13 protein-coding genes and 1 tRNA gene are annotated in these 17,163 nt (G+C 46.8%); 3 read left to right on the top strand and 11 right to left on the bottom strand.

The annotated features are described in order from the left end of the window. Positions 1 to 46: 46 nt before the first annotated feature. From QFZ51_RS09310 to QFZ51_RS09295, 4 genes are all read right to left on the bottom strand, one after another. Positions 47 to 1,612 (bottom strand): T9SS type A sorting domain-containing protein, encoded by a 1,566-nt coding sequence (locus QFZ51_RS09310; RefSeq protein WP_429045306.1) that lies wholly within the window; start codon positions 1,610 to 1,612, stop codon positions 47 to 49. Positions 1,613 to 1,621: 9 nt separating this feature from the next. Further along, positions 1,622 to 3,481: a hypothetical protein gene (locus QFZ51_RS09305; protein WP_429045304.1), complete on the bottom strand. Its 1,860-nt coding sequence runs from the start codon at positions 3,479 to 3,481 to the stop codon at positions 1,622 to 1,624. A 79-nt stretch (positions 3,482 to 3,560) separates the two neighbouring features. Next, on the bottom strand, positions 3,561 to 5,426 hold the full coding sequence (locus tag QFZ51_RS09300) for a hypothetical protein (protein WP_429045303.1): 1,866 nt from the start codon (positions 5,424 to 5,426) through the stop codon (positions 3,561 to 3,563). 453 nt (positions 5,427 to 5,879) lie between these two features. Continuing rightward, the gene (locus QFZ51_RS09295; RefSeq protein WP_370909643.1) at positions 5,880 to 8,414 is read right to left on the bottom strand and encodes an ATP-dependent Clp protease ATP-binding subunit; all 2,535 of its coding nucleotides are present in this window, start codon (positions 8,412 to 8,414) and stop codon (positions 5,880 to 5,882) included. A 298-nt stretch (positions 8,415 to 8,712) separates the two neighbouring features. Here QFZ51_RS09295 and QFZ51_RS09290 point away from each other — a divergent pair, with 298 nt between their 5' ends. Together QFZ51_RS09290 and QFZ51_RS09285 are read left to right on the top strand one after the other, a co-directional pair. After that, positions 8,713 to 9,087 carry an STAS domain-containing protein gene (locus QFZ51_RS09290; protein WP_429045301.1) on the top strand — a complete coding sequence of 125 codons (375 nt, stop codon included), beginning with the start codon at positions 8,713 to 8,715 and terminating at the stop codon, positions 9,085 to 9,087. A gap of 79 nt (positions 9,088 to 9,166) precedes the next feature. Next, positions 9,167 to 10,075 carry a ribonuclease Z gene (locus QFZ51_RS09285; protein ID WP_429045299.1) on the top strand — a complete coding sequence of 303 codons (909 nt, stop codon included), beginning with the start codon at positions 9,167 to 9,169 and terminating at the stop codon, positions 10,073 to 10,075. A gap of 68 nt (positions 10,076 to 10,143) precedes the next feature. On the opposite strand, the gene dapA is transcribed toward QFZ51_RS09285, so the two are convergent. Next, on the bottom strand, positions 10,144 to 11,019 hold the full coding sequence (gene dapA, locus QFZ51_RS09280) for a 4-hydroxy-tetrahydrodipicolinate synthase (protein WP_370909640.1): 876 nt from the start codon (positions 11,017 to 11,019) through the stop codon (positions 10,144 to 10,146). Between the two features lie 79 nt (positions 11,020 to 11,098). Beyond that, positions 11,099 to 12,052 carry an acetyl-CoA carboxylase carboxyltransferase subunit alpha gene (locus QFZ51_RS09275; protein ID WP_079469072.1) on the bottom strand — a complete coding sequence of 318 codons (954 nt, stop codon included), beginning with the start codon at positions 12,050 to 12,052 and terminating at the stop codon, positions 11,099 to 11,101. 158 nt (positions 12,053 to 12,210) lie between these two features. Here QFZ51_RS09275 and QFZ51_RS09270 point away from each other — a divergent pair. Beyond that, positions 12,211 to 12,284: transfer RNA gene (locus QFZ51_RS09270), tRNA-Asp, on the top strand. A 71-nt stretch (positions 12,285 to 12,355) separates the two neighbouring features. Here QFZ51_RS09270 and QFZ51_RS09265 read toward each other — a convergent pair. The 5 genes from QFZ51_RS09265 to QFZ51_RS09245 form a co-directional block, all read right to left on the bottom strand. Beyond that, positions 12,356 to 13,132 carry an alpha/beta fold hydrolase gene (locus QFZ51_RS09265; protein ID WP_429045297.1) on the bottom strand — a complete coding sequence of 259 codons (777 nt, stop codon included), beginning with the start codon at positions 13,130 to 13,132 and terminating at the stop codon, positions 12,356 to 12,358. Between the two features lie 51 nt (positions 13,133 to 13,183). Next, on the bottom strand, positions 13,184 to 14,089 hold the full coding sequence (locus tag QFZ51_RS09260; protein ID WP_429045295.1) for a helix-turn-helix domain-containing protein: 906 nt from the start codon (positions 14,087 to 14,089) through the stop codon (positions 13,184 to 13,186). A 175-nt stretch (positions 14,090 to 14,264) separates the two neighbouring features. Continuing rightward, a complete protein-coding gene (locus tag QFZ51_RS09255) occupies positions 14,265 to 15,017 on the bottom strand; it encodes an SDR family oxidoreductase (protein ID WP_429045293.1) in 753 nt (250 codons plus the stop codon). A gap of 60 nt (positions 15,018 to 15,077) precedes the next feature. Further along, on the bottom strand, positions 15,078 to 15,839 hold the full coding sequence (locus QFZ51_RS09250) for an SDR family NAD(P)-dependent oxidoreductase (protein WP_429045291.1): 762 nt from the start codon (positions 15,837 to 15,839) through the stop codon (positions 15,078 to 15,080). 463 nt (positions 15,840 to 16,302) lie between these two features. Beyond that, entirely contained in the window at positions 16,303 to 17,091 is a 789-nt protein-coding gene (locus QFZ51_RS09245) for a DUF4394 domain-containing protein (RefSeq protein ID WP_429045290.1), read from the bottom strand. Positions 17,092 to 17,163 lie beyond the last annotated feature (72 nt).

The raw sequence follows: 17,163 nt of genomic DNA, 5'->3' as shown, positions 1-17,163 counted from the left end.
TCAAAACAAAAGGCTGGAATTTCCGGTAGGGGGAAATTCCGGCCTTTTATTGGGCTACTACTACCTTGCAGGTATAAGCCACTTTCATGGTGTCTTTATGGTAGATCACGAGGAAGTAAACGCCTGACGGCAGATCTGAGATATTCACTTCGGCGTCCCTTCTTATCTCGTACTGGCGCATTACCTGGCTCCAGGTATCGTGCAGCTGCATCAGCATATCACCGCGGATACCGTGGATAGTGACTTTGAAGTTACCATTATTCGGATTCGGGAATACCTTGATCTGTACAAACGGAGGCACCGCGCGTATTTCAGAATAGGTAATTTTGCCGTTCCTGCCTATTGCCTTGATGCGGTAATAGGTCCAGTCGTCGTAATCATTCACATCCGGGAAGGTATAGCTCAACGGTATGCTGCTATTGCCATTGACGGCTTTTGTTGGCAGCACGCCGATTTTCACGAATGCTTCCTGTCTTTCGTAGCGGCGTTCCACTTCAAATGTGGCATTATAAATTTCACGGCTGGTAGTCCAGTTCAGCTGCACCAATAACGGGGCAATCCTGTAGGCTTCAAAGCTGAGGAACATGGCTGGTTTGGCGGAGCCGATCAATGCTGTTTTTGTAAAGTATTCGCTGGCGCCTAATGCGTCGAGATGCCGGAGGTGCATGGTTGACGGTTGTACCATCGTCGTGGTGGTTAGTGTACCAGGCAGCGGCCTGTTGGTGATTACCGGTACGGCGTCCCATACGCCGCCAACGAAGCGGGTAATGAAGCTGCTGTCGCGCGATGTAGCATAGGCCGGCAGTTCGCTGACGTCCATGTGTTGCAGGATCACATCTACTTCTCCCCCGCTGTTATCTACCCGGCGGATATTCCAGGATTTGTTCACGAAGCTGTCAGGATAAGCCCTGCCACCGGCCGCTACGGTAAATACGCTGTCGTATACACGCGCGCCTATCATATCTTTTGCGCCTGTGATGAGCACAGCGGCGGGTGAATAGCTATCATCATCCGTTCCTACGGGGAACACCACTTTTCCACTTGCGTTGGTGATAGCGGCGCGGTATAGTAATCCGCCTGCTATTCCTTTCCCGGTAACCACATAGCGGTAGTCGCTGTAGCCGGTAATAGTACCGGGTGTTTTATCGCCTACCTGGAGATTCCAGCCGTTCAGATAAATGCGTCCGCCCGCAAAATGAAGGTTATTCCTGATCTTCAGATCGCTGAAGTCTTCCAGCAGTAAGCCCGCCGGGTTATTGAGCTGCAGGTTTGGAAAGCTGGCGCCTGTTCCGGCAATAAAGCTGTAAGCGCCAAATATCCTTTGCTGACCGGCGCCGGAAAAGAGGAAGGTGCCGCCGGTACCGGAAGTACCGTCTGCACTTTCATCGGGCAGCGTAGCACCGTTTCCGTTAGTCCATAATTTGCTGAGGAAATAAAAGGTGGCATTGGGATTAGAGCCGAGGACACCGTTGTTTGTCATATCAGCGAAGATGCCTACGTTGGTATTGCCGGCGAGCCATACGGTAGCGCCGGCGGGGATGTAAACGCCTTGCTGGGCGGATGTGAAACCCACCAAAAACAAAAGGGATAATATCAGCAATAGTTTCTTCACCAATGTTTTTTATTGGATTACAGTAATATCGAAAAGTCTGGTGGTTCCTGACAAAGAGTAGGCAGCAACACCAGTATTGACAAAAACTGCTGTTACGGTGTTATCAGCGGATACCCTTGAAGAAATTAAGCGTAAAGTAAAGGGAAAATCAAACCTCGGATTGATGATAACATTGCCGCCCAGCGCAAGCCTAGCACCCGTTACGGCGAATGTTACGGTGGCAGTTGCTGTTGTGCTGTTAGGAATGCTGGTTGCACCGGTAACACCGTTTACACCAGTACAATTCACATTTGACACCCTGTATACACCGTTTAGCACCGTACCGTCAGCGCCAAGTATGGCCGTACCATTTACATCCAGCAAAGCGCCGGGAGCGCTGGTTCCTATACCCACGTTTCCACCGTTCTGCAGGAACAAACGGTAATCCTGCACGTTGGTTTCCACAAAGTTCAATCCGTTGCTTAACAGATTCCAGTGCCATTTTGGGGTACCTGCGGCATCTTCAAATGCCAGCACATCATTTCCATTTGCACGTACAATTAACGGGTGCCCGTTAAATTTCACGGCGCCGTTGAACAAGGTTAAAGTAGAGGCGGAAAAATCAACGCCGCCGCTTTCGGCAGCGGTTTGTCCCCTGCTTCCCCTGAAAAGTTCTTTATTGTTATACTTCACCACCATATCAATGGCATTGGTGGTTCCGAGGAATTGCGTGGCAGTGGCTGCGTTACCGCCGGTAAGCCAATTGGTGGTAGCAGGGTTATCTGTTAAAATAACGTCGCCGGTACTGTTTATTGAAAGCACTTTAGAAGTAGCTGCTGCCGGCGTAGCAGTGGCCAGGTTTGTTAAGCGCAACCCGGAAGTATTTGCTGAGAAAGGAGCTGAAGTAGACGGTGGCCCTGCTATTTCCACTTTATTCACGGGAGCGCTGGTGCCTATTCCTAACAACAACTTTGTAGCATCCCAGAATAGCTGTCCGTTATTTTCAGCAATAACATTTCCCGTGCCCACATAGGGAATGGAACCGGGTGTTAACCCTTTCACGGTAAGCGTTGTGCCGATCACACCACTTCCGGATATATTAAAATTTGAAGATGCCTGTGTAGTAGTGGTATTCTGAATAAAAGTAGCTGCACCCGCTTTAGCAATCCACTGCGTTCCATTGAAAGTAAGTACATCGTTATTAACAGGGGTGGTACCAAACAATATATCATAGTCAGCTATTTTATTAGCGTTCCATAATTTGTTACCGTTTTTCACCGTCAGTTGTCCGGCTGTGATGGATAAGTTATTATCGATGGTCATGGAAGCAACATCTCCGCTGGCATCCTTTCCTAATATTTTTATGGGTGTACTAACGTCGTTGGCTACACGCAGTGAGTAGGTTTGCAGTCCTTCTGTAAAGTTCTTTAATCCTTTAAACGACTGGGCGCTGTAATTAACAAATCCAGGCGCTGTGAGAGAAGCGTCCGGAATGGTAAGGTTATGAATACCGCCGGCCGAGGCAAAGCCAAAAGTGCCGCCTGGCGTGTACGTGGCTTTAATTTGCTGTGCGGGGGAAAAGTCGTTGTTAATGGATTTGATGGCGGCGCCATCTGCTATCAGTTTTGTCCAGTAGTTATTGGCCCGGACGCGGAAAGTATTATCAGATTCCAGGTAGATGATCATCCCGTTTACCGGGGTAACGATCTGATTGGTATCTGCAATGCGGGTAAGGAGGAGTGCCTGCTTTTTGCTTTCCAGTTCAAGTAAAGCAGATTGTTTTATCAGAGAAGGATTAGTTCCCAGCTTTAATTGTTGTGCCGTCAGCTGTTGATTGCCCAGGCAAAACAGCATTGCAGCACATACTTTTATAAGCCCTTGCAGCTTCATACATCAACATTTAAGGAATGTACCCAAAGGAATAGAACGGCTATGATTTGCACATAGCCGTTCCTATTATTTTCTCAGCTTATTTCTTAATTACGTACCAGTTTGTTCCATTAGACTGGAGTGTGTAGAAGGTCCAGTCGTTGTAGATGGTCAGTTTAGCTCCACCTTCCAGCGTGCCGCCGGCGGAGGTTATCTGTACATCGTTATCAATTTTGGTATCGTCCGGTGCGGAGGCAGCGGGTATCTTTTTAACTGTATAGATACGTCCGGTACAGGTGGTAGCATCTGGTAATACCACGCTGCAAACAGCGTTTGCGCTTACGAGGATGGTATTATCTGTTGCAGCTACCGTGTAAGTGCCGCCGGCAGTAACGGTAGTAATAGACATGGATACAGAACCGGTTACCTGCAAGGTAGAGTTGCCGATGTTATTGGTATCACCGATGTGTACATTTTTCTTTATGGAAACTTCATCGCCAAATTTCTTGGCCCCTGCGAAACTTTGTGCAGCGTTGCTTACCAGGCCACCGGTGGTAGCGGGTGAGGCTACGGGAATGCTCACGGTCACTTCATCTGCCACCTGGGCTACTGCCAGATCGAGACCGGCGTGACTTGATTTGAAGGTCAGGTCTTTAAATGCGCTGGCGGAAAGTTTTCTTTTCACCACATTGCCTGAAGTACCGTCACGGAGTAATACTACATCCTGCGTGGTTCCGTCTGCGATATTGGTGAGCACCACGTTATTGTCGAGCTGTGTATTTCCTTTTACCTGGAGATCGTTATCCAGGGTAGCTTTACCAGTAACACCGAGGGTGCCGGCCAGTGCAGTGGCGCCGGTTACATTCAGGGTACCGCTCAGGGTGGAATTTCCTCCTACAGAGAGATTGCTGGCAGCGCCAGGTAATGTTAAGTTACCGGTGATAGTAGAGTTGCCGGTGATAGTGGCGCCATTAGCCAATACGGTTAATCCTGTTCCGAACTGACCTTTCTTGAGGATGGTCAGATCTTCATTGCCTGTAACAGATTGCAGGAAGGTTTTTAAACCGTCGAACGACTGCGCGCCCGTAGAAACCGCACCGGGATGGGTGGCATCCGCGGCGTGCAGGATCAGTTTAGGCGCTACTGCCGGGTTGGTGTTGTCGATAGTTAAACCGTCGTTCACCGGTGTGGCATCGAATGCGCCGATGATCATTGCCAGTGTGGCTTTATCAAAGCGCTTGTAGTCGGCCAGGCTCAGTAAACCTGCGGTTACTTCACCGGCGCCGGTTACACCTTTTTGTGTGGCGATAGTGAGTACGTGTGTATCTGTTCCGGTAGTAGTGAAAGCGTAATCATTGGGTGTGGCCGTAGGCGCGGCAGTGGTCAGTTTCTGATCGGCTGCGGTTAAACCGTTGATCTTATTGATCGCTGTGGTAAAGGCTGTTTCCGAGATGGTGCGTTTGTTGATTTTGCCGGTAACGGGATCAATCAGTAGCACATCCACGCCGGCGGTTACCGGGTCCAGCTTTTTCAGGAAGGCATAACCGTTGTCGATCACAAAACCTTCCACATTGTTTCCTTTGAGGGAAAACGGTACGTTGGTGGTGGTGCCGATAAAATCGCCGGTGGTGCCGGGGTTACCCCTGAGGCCCCAGGTGTTGGCTACATCTCCTGTGTTAGCCATTCTTTGCCAGTAGCCGTGATTTCTTACATAGAAGCCTTCTTCACCGGCTTTTTTGAGGTAGATGACCATCCCATCCGGGGGAGTTAAGCCTGTGATGCCCACTGTGTCGGTTAAACGTGGGAGTAATAAGCCTTGTTTATCTGCGTCCAGATCCAGGATAGCGGATTTTTCTATCGTAGTTGGATTTTTACCGACTTTCAGCTGTGCATTTGCCTTTGAGGCGATCATGCCCACACCGCCAACCAGCATCACCCGTACTACAATGCGTAGAGATTTTCTCATAGATATAGGGATAAATATTAAATGTCAAGCCCATCTCCGGCATTTGGTCTTTGCCGGTACGACAGTAATAAGGATAAATAGATTCAATTATCGTGGTGTAAGGGATTCATGTTTCTATATAATCTAAATAATAGTAAAAATATTAAACTGTTATAGTTTGACATAATTTGGATTACATAGATCATATAAAAATCTATGCTGCAAATGTGACATATTAAATCTTTTTAAAAAATGACATGATCATACCATTTTAGTTCCGATAATTATTCACTGACGGGGTAAGGACTCACTATATGTGGGTCGTAAAATATGGTATCGGAAGAAATATATGCTGTTATGGGATGGGGGTGCTTAAAATAATCTAGTGCGGGTAGGGAGGTTAACATGTTCATGTTATAAAAAAAAGCAGCCCATCATTTCTGATGGGCTGCTTTGGTTATGTTTTGCGTGTTATTACGCTTCTGATTTCTCTGATTTACTCTTGGAAGAGTTGTTTTTCAGGGTAAAGATCAGCTTTTGATTTTCCTTATCCAGGTCAGCTACGAGGATATCTCCATCATGAATGTTCATGTTGAGGATTTCTTCTGCCAGCGGATCTTCCAGGTATTTCTGGATGGCTCTGTGGAGCGGTCTGGCGCCGAACTGCTGGTCGTAACCTTTATCTGCCAGGAAGCCTTTGGCTTCGTCTGTCAGTTCCAGGCTGAATCCGAGGTTGTTCAGGCGTTTCAGTACACTTTTCATTGTGATATCAATGATGGTGTAGATGTGCTCTTTCGCCAGGGAGTTAAAGATGATCACGTCATCGATCCTGTTCAGGAATTCGGGAGAGAAGGTACGTTTCAGTGCTTTTTCGATCACTGACTTGGTATTCTCTTCTTCATTTACGGCTCTTGCGCTGGTGGTAAAACCTACGCCGGCGCCGAAATCTTTCAGCTGACGGGCTCCGATGTTGGAGGTCATGATGATGAGGGTATTTTTGAAATCCACTTTACGGCCGAGACCATCGGTGAGGATACCATCATCCAGTACCTGCAGCAGGAGGTTATAAATATCCGGATGCGCTTTTTCAATTTCATCCAGGAGGATTACGGAGTAAGGTTTGCGGCGAACTTTTTCAGTCAGCTGACCACCTTCTTCGTATCCAACATATCCCGGAGGGGCGCCAATGAGGCGGCTAACAGAGAATTTCTCCATGTATTCGCTCATGTCGATGCGGATAAGCGCTTCGTCGGAGTCGAACATATAGCGGGCCAGTGATTTGGCGAGCTCTGTTTTACCTACCCCGGTAGGGCCGAGGAATATGAAGGTACCTATTGGTTTTTTCGGATCTTTCAGACCTACGCGGTTACGCTGAATGGCTTTGGTGACTTTGCTGATGGCTTCATCCTGTCCAACCACGGCGCCTTTAAGGTCTTCACCCATGCGGCGGAGTTTTTCAGTTTCAGCCTGTACCATCCTTTTAACGGGGATACCGGTCATCATGCTTACCACTTCTGCAATAGCTTCCTCGTCGATCGGGTAGCGTTTATGCTTCACTTCTTCTTCCCACATTGCTTTTGCGCGTTCCAGGTCTTCACCCAGTTTCTTTTCAGTATCGCGTAAAGCAGCTGCTTCTTCGAAGCGTTGGCTTTTCACTACCTTATTCTTTTCCTGTTTGATATCTTCTATCTGTTTTTCCAGGTCGAGGATATTCTGAGGAACATTGATGTTTTTCAGGTGAACGCGGGCGCCTACTTCATCGAGTACGTCAATTGCCTTGTCGGGCAGGAGGCGGTCGGTCATGTAGCGGTCGCTCAGTTTCACGCAGGCATCAATGGCTGCATCTGTATAGCTTACGTTATGGTATTCTTCATAACGCGGCTTGATGTTATTGAGGATCATGATGGTTTCATCCACGCTTGGTGGTTCAACCATTACTTTCTGGAACCTGCGGTCGAGTGCGCCATCTTTTTCGATGTACATGCGGTACTCATCGAGGGTGGAAGCGCCAATGCATTGGAGTTCGCCTCTTGCGAGTGCCGGTTTAAAGATGTTGGAAGCGTCCAGTGAACCGGAAGCGCCACCAGCGCCCACGATTGTATGAATTTCATCGATAAACAGGATTACGTCCCTGTTTTTCTCGAGTTCATTCATGATGGCCTTCATCCTTTCCTCAAACTGGCCGCGGTATTTGGTACCGGCCACCAGTGCGGCGAGGTCGAGGCTTACCACGCGCTTATCGAAAAGCACGCGGGAAACTTTACGCTGCACGATACGCAGCGCCAAACCTTCCACGATGGCGGTTTTACCCACACCGGGTTCACCAATAAGGATCGGATTGTTCTTTTTACGGCGGGAAAGTATCTGGGATACCCTTTCAATTTCCTGCTCGCGGCCAACAATCGGGTCTAAGCTGCCACTCTCGGCCAGCTTGGTAATATCTCTACCAAAGTTATCCAGTACGGGCGTCTTGGATTTGGTATTTGTCTGTTTGGCTTTGCTTGCGTAACTCTTTCTTTCGTCCTCAAACTCTTCTTCGCCCGGATCGTCGAATTCAGATTTAGGGTCCGCAGATTTTACAAAGCCCAGTTCGTTTTTAAAAGTATCGTAGTCCACGTCAAATTGTTGTAAGATTTGTGTACAAACGTTTTCCTTATTCTTGAGTATAGAAAGCATGAGGTGTTCCGTTTCCACCGTAGCGCTTTTCAGTGCTTTGGCTTCCAGTACGGTAACCCGTATAACTTTCTCTGCCTGTCTGGTAAGCGGGAGACTATTGATGTTAGCGATATTCTTTCCTGTCTTATCTTTAACAGCCAGCTCTACTTCCTTACGTAACTCATACAGATCTACGTTCAAAGCCTGCAGAATCTTTACGGCCGTGCCCTCGCCTTCTCGAATAATACCTAACAGCAGGTGTTCAGTACCTATGAAGTCATTGCCCAGGCGTAAAGCTTCCTCTCTGCTGAACGAAATGATCTCCTTAACTTGCGGTGAAAAATTCTGGTCCATTGTGAGATTATTAAATTATCAAAAACCCTTACGGGGGCTTGCTTATACAATAATAACGAATAATTCTGACTTAAGATTATCACGCTTTATGCGGAAATGAAGTTATTCCTTTTTAAACTTAAACAACTTACACTTTAATAGTATAAGATTATTTTTGTGGTGATGCGGGTACGTTCGTTTAAAAATATCTACGAAGAAAAAGAGGTTTTTGTTTTCAATCTCTTGCGGTTATATTTTATAGGCGGGTCCCTCTGTTCAAAATTTATTTTTACTAAAAGTATAAAACAACGTCCAACGCATGAAATTCAAAATTGATACCAAAGAAAAAATAGTCGTTTTTTGTCCGGAAGAAGCAGCATTGGATGCTAATTTGTCAGACGACTTTGTGGCTACTGCAACAGGATTGCCGGAGCTGGAAGGACGCAATCTCATACTGGATATGACATTGGTACAAAAAATTGATGCAAAGGGCGTTGAAGCCATTTTAACAGTTTATCAGCGTATGTATGACACTAATTTATCCTGCGCAATCACCGGTCTTAACAACACTTTAACAGCTGAGTTGAAATCTGCGGGAGATGATATGCTCAATCTGGCGCCTACCATGGCAGAGGCAATAGACCTCATAATGATGGAAGAGCTGGAAAGAGAATTACTGAATGGATTGGAGTAAGGATGGATTGCAGCTCTTTTTTACTCCCACGTAAGGGTGATTTGAAAAAAGAGGCAATTGAACGATTAAAGCTATTTACATGTTCGCAGTCACGATATTAGGTAACAATTCTGCTATCCCCACCCTGGACAGGCACCCCACTGCCCAGGTAGTTACCTGCAATGAGCAGCTCCTGCTGGTAGATTGCGGAGAAGGCACACAATTACAGATCGCACGGTACCGGATCAGGCGCAGTAAGCTGAGATATATTTTCATCAGCCATCTTCACGGCGATCATTACTTCGGGCTGATCGGCCTGTTGAATACGCTCAGCCTTATGGGCCGTACCGACCCGATCAGCGTATATGCGCCACCGGAGCTGGAACAAATTATCCAGCTACAGCTGGATTGCTCTGGCACTGTGCTGAAGTTTGAACTGACCTTTGTGCCGCTTCAACCGGGATACAGTGGTATTATCCTGGAGGATAAGGATCTTACGGTAAGCTGTTTTCCTACCCAGCACCGGATCACCTGTTTTGGTTTTTCTTTTGAGATGCAGAAACGCAAGCGCAAGCTGATCCCCGAACAGGCCAGGGCTTATGAGATCCCGGCTGCTTATTTCAGCAAATTGCAGGATGGCGCCGATTATCAGCGGAAAGACGGCACCGTGGTAAAAAATGACTGGGTAACTTTACCTCCGCCTCCCGGCAAGCGGTATGTGTATTGTGCCGACACCCTGTATGATGTAAACCTGTTGCCGGTGCTGAAGGATGCGGACCTCATGTATCATGAAACCACCTACCTGCACGATTTAGAGCAGCGGGCCGCAGAGCGCTTTCACAGCACTTCTGTGCAGGCGGCCTCCCTCGCAGCTGCAGCGGCGGTAAAACGGCTACTGATCGGCCATTTTTCTTCCAAATACACCGAATTACAACCTTTCCTGGATGAATCCAGGCCAGTTTTCCTGAATACGGAGATTGCGGAAGAGGGCGTAACCTATATTATCTAGGTTTATAAAATGAAAGCAGCAGCCATCCCTGGTGGATGGCTGCTGCTTTTTTTATTTACATTTTACTGTTAGTAGTTCTTCAGATAGGCTGCTATCTTGCTATACAGTCCGTCGGTAACGGGCAGTACAGGCAGGCGGAAAGTATTTTCCATAATCCCTGCGTAATGCAGGAATGCCTTGATACCGGCAGGATTATTTTCGGAGAACATCAGTTCAAATCCTTCCAGCATTTTGTAATTGAGCGTCCGTGCAGCGGGATAATCGTTTAACAGGGCAGCGTGTACCATGCTGGAAAAATCGGTCGCAAAATAGTTGGCTGCTACCGAAATAACGCCGTCCATGCCGCAGGCCAGCTGACCCAGCGCCAGTGCGTCGTCGCCGCTGATAACGAGGAAATCCTTTGGTTTATCACGGATAATCTGCATGCACTGCATAATATCGCCGGAAGCTTCCTTCATGGCCACGATGTTTTCCACTTCATGCGCCAGGCGCAGGGTGGTTTCCGCAGTCATATTCCGACCGGTACGGGCGGGAACATTGTACAGGATCACCGGCTTGGGAGAGGCTTCAGCAATGGTTTTATAGTGCTGAAAGATACCTTCCTGGGTAGGTTTACTATAGTATGGCGCTACGCTGAGAATGGCCGCCGCTTCATCAAGCGGGCATTTCTCCAGCCGTTTTACCACATCCCTTGTGTTATAATCGCCAACGCCAATCACTACAGGCACCCGCTTCGACACCTTTTCGAAAGTGAATTTTATCAAATCCAGCTTTTCATCTGCAGAAAGAGTAGGTGTTTCGCCAGTTGTGCCTAAAGACACAACATAGTTCACGCCGCCATCGATCACGTAGTTGATCAACTTTTCCAAAGCATTCCAATCGATGCTTTCATCTGCTTTAAAGGGTGTTACCAATGCCACCCCGGTGCCTTTTAGTTGTTCCATATTGCGTTTACGGGAAAATAAAAATTTCGAACTTCGAAGGCCGAAATTCGAAATTTTTATTGTTATCTCTAAATATTTTTTATTTCTCTTCGTAGAAACCCATGCGGGAGAACTTATCGATCCTTTGTTCGATGCGGGTATCCGGATCAATTTTCTTTAATTCTGCGAGTGTTTCCTTGATGCGGACCTTCAGTAGGTGGGCCATTTCATCGGGATTTACGTGAGCGCCGCCGAGTGGTTCACGTACGATGCCGTCTACCAGGCCAAACTGGCTCATATAATCGGAGGTCAGCTTCAGCTCTTCTGCCGCTTTTTCCTTGAAATTCCAGCTACGCCAGAGGATTGTGGAGCAGTTTTCGGGAGAAATTACCGTGTACCAGCTGTTTTCAAGCATAAATACGCGGTCGCCGATACCGATGCCGAGTGCACCACCGGAAGCGCCTTCCCCGATTACGATACAGATGACGGGGACGCGGAGTTTTACCATTTCAAAGAGGTTGCGGGCAATGGCTTCTGCCTGGCCTCTTTCTTCCGCTTCCAGGCCGGGATAAGCGCCGGGGGTATCGATGAGGGTAACAATGGGCTTATTGAATCTTTCGGCCAGTTTCATCAGGCGCAGGGCCTTGCGGTACCCTTCGGGGTTGGCCATACCAAAGTTCCTGAGCTGGCGCATTTTGGTGTTTACGCCTTTCTGCTGACCAATAAACATGACTGTTTCGCCATCCAGGTCGGCGAAACCGCCTACCATGGCTTTATCGTCTTTTACATTCCGGTCGCCATGCAGTTCCGTAAAATTGGTGGACATTTTTTCGATGTACGCCAGTGTATAGGGCCTATCCGGATGACGGCTCAGCTGTACGCGCTGGAATGCGGTGAGGTGGTCGTAGATATTCTGGCGGGTATCAGCAATTTTTTGCTCATACTCGCTAACAGTAGCAGAAACATCCACACCTGATTTTTCACCATTTTCCTTCAGCTTCTCCAGCTGATCGTATAAGTCAGCGATAGGTTTCTCGAAATCCAGGAATTGCATAATTTGATTAAATTGGTTAAAGATCGGATGTAAAGATAATGCTGAAAATATTTTTTAAAAAAGATTTGCTTAATTGGGAACTTTGTTGCTATCTTTGCAATCCCAAAACGGAAGAACACAACGGATTGGGACACAAGTTCTTAGGACAAAAAAGGAATGGATCGGTAGTTCAGTTGGTTAGAATGCCGCCCTGTCACGGCGGAGGTCGCGGGTTCGAGTCCCGTCCGGTCCGCAAAGCCACTCTTAAAGAGTGGCTTTTTTGTTGAAACCACGTCAGTAATCAGACCTGCCTACCCTACTCTTTTAAAGGTGAGTTGCGGAAATTATTAAGTCTGCAACGTCCTTGGGATGGCTTATATAGACACTATGGCTTGCACCTTCTACTTCAACTATTTTCTTACTATTAGCCCTTTTTGCATACATCCGTTCTAAATCAGGGTTAATAATCCTATCGGATTTTGCTACCATATACCAAACCGGTTTCGTTTTCCAGGCCGGATCTTGAATGATGGCATGGAATACCACGTCAGCAGTAGGCGTTTGCGAATTTGCCATAAACGCTGCTTTTGCTTTTTGCAGGTCACCTGAGAAATCAGCGGCAAACATCTTTGGGTTGATGTAGTCCCAGCCGTCATTTCCCTTGATCAGTGATTTATAGGCAGCCGGGAAAATTTTGCCATTGTCAGCTTCAGATTCACCATGATCCGGTGCATGCGCGGCAATATATACCAGTCCGCTAACGAGGGAATTATTACCCGCCGTTGTTATTACTGCGCCTCCGTAGCTATGCCCTACCAAAATACAAGGCCCGTCCTGCAGGTCAATTACCCGTTTTACCGCAGCTACATCGCCGTCAAAGGTAGTCAGTGTAGGCTGGGCAATGCTGACCTTATAACCTTTTTTGGTGAGGATTTCATAGACCTGTTCCCACCCCGAGCCATCTACAAATGCGCCATGAACAAGCACAATGTTTTGGACCTTTGGGGAAACCTGGGCTTGTAACTTTGCGACGAAAATCGTCATAATACAAATAACCAGCATTTTAAATGTGCGAATGCCACGATTGGGATGTAGGTTCATAGTATACTTTTTTAAAAATTTGTTTATAAAATGACAGAGTGCCGTCAGTTTTCAATTCTGTTGCCGGAAATCCGACGGTGACTTACCGGTTTTGTTTTTAAATATCTTTGTAAAATGAGAGGGGTGTTCAAAACCCAGTTCAAATGCAATTTCACTGATGTTTTTCTCTGTGCTCCACAGCAGGGATTTCGCTTTGTCCACCAGTTGCAGGTGAATATGTTCCAGGGTGGTTTTACCGGTATACCTGTTCAGCAGATCCGAAAGATAATCAGCAGAGAGGTTCAGCCGGGATGCGAAGTATTTTACATCGGGAAGTCCGTCATCTATCAGCGAATCCTTTGAAAAATAGTCCAGCAGCAAGCTTTCAAACTGTTGGACCAGGTCCTGACTGGGTTTGGAACGTGTGAGGAACTGCCGGTCGTAAAAACGGCTACAGTAGTTGAGCAGCAATTCAAGGTTATTTACGATCAATTCCTGTGAGTGTTTGTCTATGTTTTGCGAATACTCCTGCGTCACGTTATCCGCGCAATTACGCAACGTCTTCTTTTCATCACCTGACACATGCAGCGCTTCATTGGCATCGTACTGAAAAAATGAGTATCCATGGATCTTTTTGCCCAGTGCGGTCCGGTACAGCAAATCAGGGTGGAAGAATAATCCCCAGCCATCATCATAAGAAATGTAACGCTGTGTAGAAACAGCCTGCCCTGGTGCGGTAAATACCAATGTGCCCTGATCAAAATCATAATGGGAACGCCCATAGCCCATTGATCCTTTTAACTGTTTAAGATACACCGCATAAAACCCCAGGCGGAACACGGTTTCCTTTTCCGGAAAGTTATTCCTGCTGACCTGCTGCAACGGAAGGAAGGAAACTAATGGATGCTTCGGTGGAGGGCAGCTGTAGAGCTTATGCAGCTCATGTATGGTATTGATATCGACGAATGATTTTTGCATGCAGTAACAGATTAGGGAGCCAAGTAAATTTACTAAAAAGTGCTGACCATTTTCAAGGCTGCCACCTGTACCGCCAGGCTTCTGTAACGATGATTGTACGTTTCATAATTGTATTTCTTATAATGATTTTTTTATTGTCAGGTGTTAAACAATGAAGCAGAGGTAATTTTCTCCTTCAGGCGATAGCACCTCCACTGACCAGAAGCTGCTGGCCGCTTACAAATCCAGACAGTTCACCAGCGAAAAATTCTGCAACATTTGCTACATCCTCCGGTGTGCCCATCCTTCCCATGGGATAAAATGTTGGTACGATGGCCCTGATAGGCGCTTCTGCGTCAACAACAGTATGGATTCCTGCGCCTTCGGTTGCCGTGGGCAGTATGGCGTTTACAGTTATGCCCCTTTTACCTAACTCTTTGGCCAATACCTGCACCAGGTACAAAGCAGCGGTTTTGCTTCCACCATGCAGCGCATAGCCGGCGTTGGGCAGTCCGGTAGTGCTGGAACCGATATAAATAATCCGGCCATTGTCGGCAACATGCCTGGCTGCCGCCTGCATAGTGAAGAATGCGCCCTTTGTATTGGTATCAAACAGGCTATCAAATTGCTCTTCGCTAAACGCAGTAACCGGCACGCCTACCAATTCCAATCCTGCATTTACCACAACAATGTCAATTTTCCCAAATTCCTGGATGGCAACTTCAAATAGCCGGTTTATTTCAGCGGGCTTGGAAACATCCGCTTTCACTGCAATAGCTTTTACCTGGTAACTTTCAATCTGTTTAACTACTGCATCGGCGGCCACGCTGTTACTTGCATAGTTAACTACGATATGTGCGCCCAGTTGGGCATACCTCAAAGCAATTGCTTTACCGATGCCTCTTGAGGCGCCAGTAACCAGTGCCACTTTATTTTTTAACGGATTCATAAATATGTTTTTGAGTTTGAAAAATTGAGGAACAAACGCAAAGCATGTTCCTCCCCAGAACTAAATAAACATCCCACCCGATATCTCGATGCGTTGGGCATTTACAAAGCGGCTGTCTTCGGATAGCATTGATGCGACAAACATGCCCACATCGTCCGCATTTCCAAGACGTCCAAGCTCGGTCATGCCGGCAATTTGCTCGCGATGGCTGTCATCACCTTTTCCACCACCAAATTCTGTATCAATTGCCCCTGGTGCAACACTATTTACACGGATCTTCCTTCCGGCATATTCTTTGGCAAAATACCGTGTCAAGCCTTCTATCGCGGACTTAAGAGCACCATATACGGCAACACCAGGAAAGGCGAAGCGGGCAAGCCCGGAGGAAATATTAATAACCTGGCCACCATCAACGATCAATGGAATCAGTTTTTGCGTAAGGAAAAACACACCTTTAAAATTTACGTCCACAAGTTCGTCGAACTGTTCTTCGGTTGTATCCTTGATGAGGGTTCGCTGGGATATCCCTGCGTTGTTTACAAGATAATCGAAGTTCTCCCGGTTCCATTCCTGCTTTAGCACCTGCGAAATCTGATTGGCAAAGCCATTAAAGGAGCTGGTTTTGGATGTGTCTAATTGCAAGGCAACGGCCTTACCTCCGCTGCTGTTGATGGTATCAGCAACAGCTTTCCCCTGATCGGAGTTGCTGTTGTAAGTGAGGATAACGTCAATACCACGTTGAGCGGCATTTAACGCAATACTTTTTCCTATTCCACGGCTTCCGCCAGTTACAAGGACAATTTTTGATGCTGTTGTTTTCATCTTTTTAAAGTTTTAATTTATATAGCAAAGTTCAACAGCGCGGCGTAAGGCTACTTATACATTTCCGGACAGGTTTTATACATTTCGGAGATGCTGGGAATAATGTAGATATTTCAGTGAAAATCTCTACTAACAATTCAACACAAAACGCCTCCCATCAGCGTGGCTATGCAGACTGGTAATCGTATGAATAAGTCACTGCATTCCCTGCAGGAATGGCAGAACGAAGTAGTGATTGTACGACTTAAATTCCGGCTGTAAGATTTAGAAATGAAGAGAATTAACAAAGCTCCGGAGTACCGGAAGGGTAGGCGCCTCTGACGATTCCAATTAGTTTAGTTGAACACGCTGAATTAAACAGCTGTAAAATAAATGACAGCATCCACGAATCGATTATCGGGTTTTTACCTGATCCTGTTTGATGTAATTTATATCTTCACATTAAATTCTTTTAAAGAAAAACTCAAAGATTCAGCGCTATAGCAAGCCCTTTTACTGGTGCCGGAAAATCGCCCACTGCCGTTGCAGCGCCTGTTTCCAGGTTAATCATATAGAGCTTTGTTGTGCCTCCCTCTGTAAATAATGCGTATGCTTTATTTGAAGCGCCGCTGATGTCAAAACCATTGGCTTCACTCGCTCCTATACCAAGTCGCCCTAGTAAAATAACAGCTCCTCCGTTTGGTGGATCCTGCCTGTAAAGTGAGTTGCTCGCGTAGCCTATGTCGTACAATACAGTGCTTGCCGATCCGGCGGTATTATTGCTATAAGCCACAGCAGATATACCACTGCCAGGAGGATTAATATCAGTGTCTTTAGCGACTAATGTGCCGTTTTCCGGATGTATGCGCAGGTTCTGGCCTGTGTTGCTGACGATTCTTAACCGGTCTACGGATGGATTGAAGTCCACTCCAAAAGCGGTACCATTTAGTACTTCGGCGAAGGGGCTCGCGTTCACCGGAGTAGCCGCTCCGGTGGAAGTATTAATCCGGTAAAGACGGCTGGCGCTTCCTACTGCATACAGCTGGTTGTTGGCAGGACGGATATCCATGCCAACGATTGTTTCTCCAGGCAGAAGCCCGGTGATTGGTATGGCAGAAGCGGTAGCAGGTGAATTCAGGTTAAATGACAGCAGGTTGTTTCCGCTTGTTGCGAAGGCGTTGATAACAGGCTTATCTTCCTTTTTACTTTTTTTGCAGGCAATGTTGGTAGTGAGGCTAAATAATCCTAATGCTACTAAAATATAAAGTTTCATGATAGGATGTTTTATGGGGTTAATATCTACATAAAAGTAATAATTTTTGAATAAACTCTTATTTAGTCCATC

The sequence above is a fragment of the Chitinophaga sp. W3I9 genome (assembly GCF_050434025.1).
Classification (GTDB): Bacteria; Bacteroidota; Bacteroidia; order Chitinophagales; family Chitinophagaceae; genus Chitinophaga.
Note: the sequence above shows the minus strand (reverse complement) of the source record. Positions and strands in the feature narration are given on the sequence as shown.

Bases quoted from the DNA above. Each gene is read 5' to 3' on its own strand.
- dapA (WP_370909640.1), bottom strand. From the start codon at position 11,019: ATGGAACAACTAAAAGGCACCGGGGTGGCATTGGTAACACCCTTTAAA.
- QFZ51_RS09275 (WP_079469072.1), bottom strand. From the start codon at position 12,052: ATGCAATTCCTGGATTTCGAGAAACCTATCGCTGACTTATACGATCAG.
- QFZ51_RS09285 (WP_429045299.1), top strand. From the start codon at position 9,167: ATGTTCGCAGTCACGATATTAGGTAACAATTCTGCTATCCCCACCCTG.
- QFZ51_RS09305 (WP_429045304.1), bottom strand. From the start codon at position 3,481: ATGAAGCTGCAAGGGCTTATAAAAGTATGTGCTGCAATGCTGTTTTGC.
- QFZ51_RS09250 (WP_429045291.1), bottom strand. From the start codon at position 15,839: ATGAAAACAACAGCATCAAAAATTGTCCTTGTAACTGGCGGAAGCCGT.
- QFZ51_RS09260 (WP_429045295.1), bottom strand. From the start codon at position 14,089: ATGCAAAAATCATTCGTCGATATCAATACCATACATGAGCTGCATAAG.
- QFZ51_RS09255 (WP_429045293.1), bottom strand. From the start codon at position 15,017: ATGAATCCGTTAAAAAATAAAGTGGCACTGGTTACTGGCGCCTCAAGA.
- QFZ51_RS09265 (WP_429045297.1), bottom strand. From the start codon at position 13,132: ATGAACCTACATCCCAATCGTGGCATTCGCACATTTAAAATGCTGGTT.
- QFZ51_RS09300 (WP_429045303.1), bottom strand. From the start codon at position 5,426: ATGAGAAAATCTCTACGCATTGTAGTACGGGTGATGCTGGTTGGCGGT.
- QFZ51_RS09290 (WP_429045301.1), top strand. From the start codon at position 8,713: ATGAAATTCAAAATTGATACCAAAGAAAAAATAGTCGTTTTTTGTCCG.
- QFZ51_RS09295 (WP_370909643.1), bottom strand. From the start codon at position 8,414: ATGGACCAGAATTTTTCACCGCAAGTTAAGGAGATCATTTCGTTCAGC.
- QFZ51_RS09245 (WP_429045290.1), bottom strand. From the start codon at position 17,091: ATGAAACTTTATATTTTAGTAGCATTAGGATTATTTAGCCTCACTACC.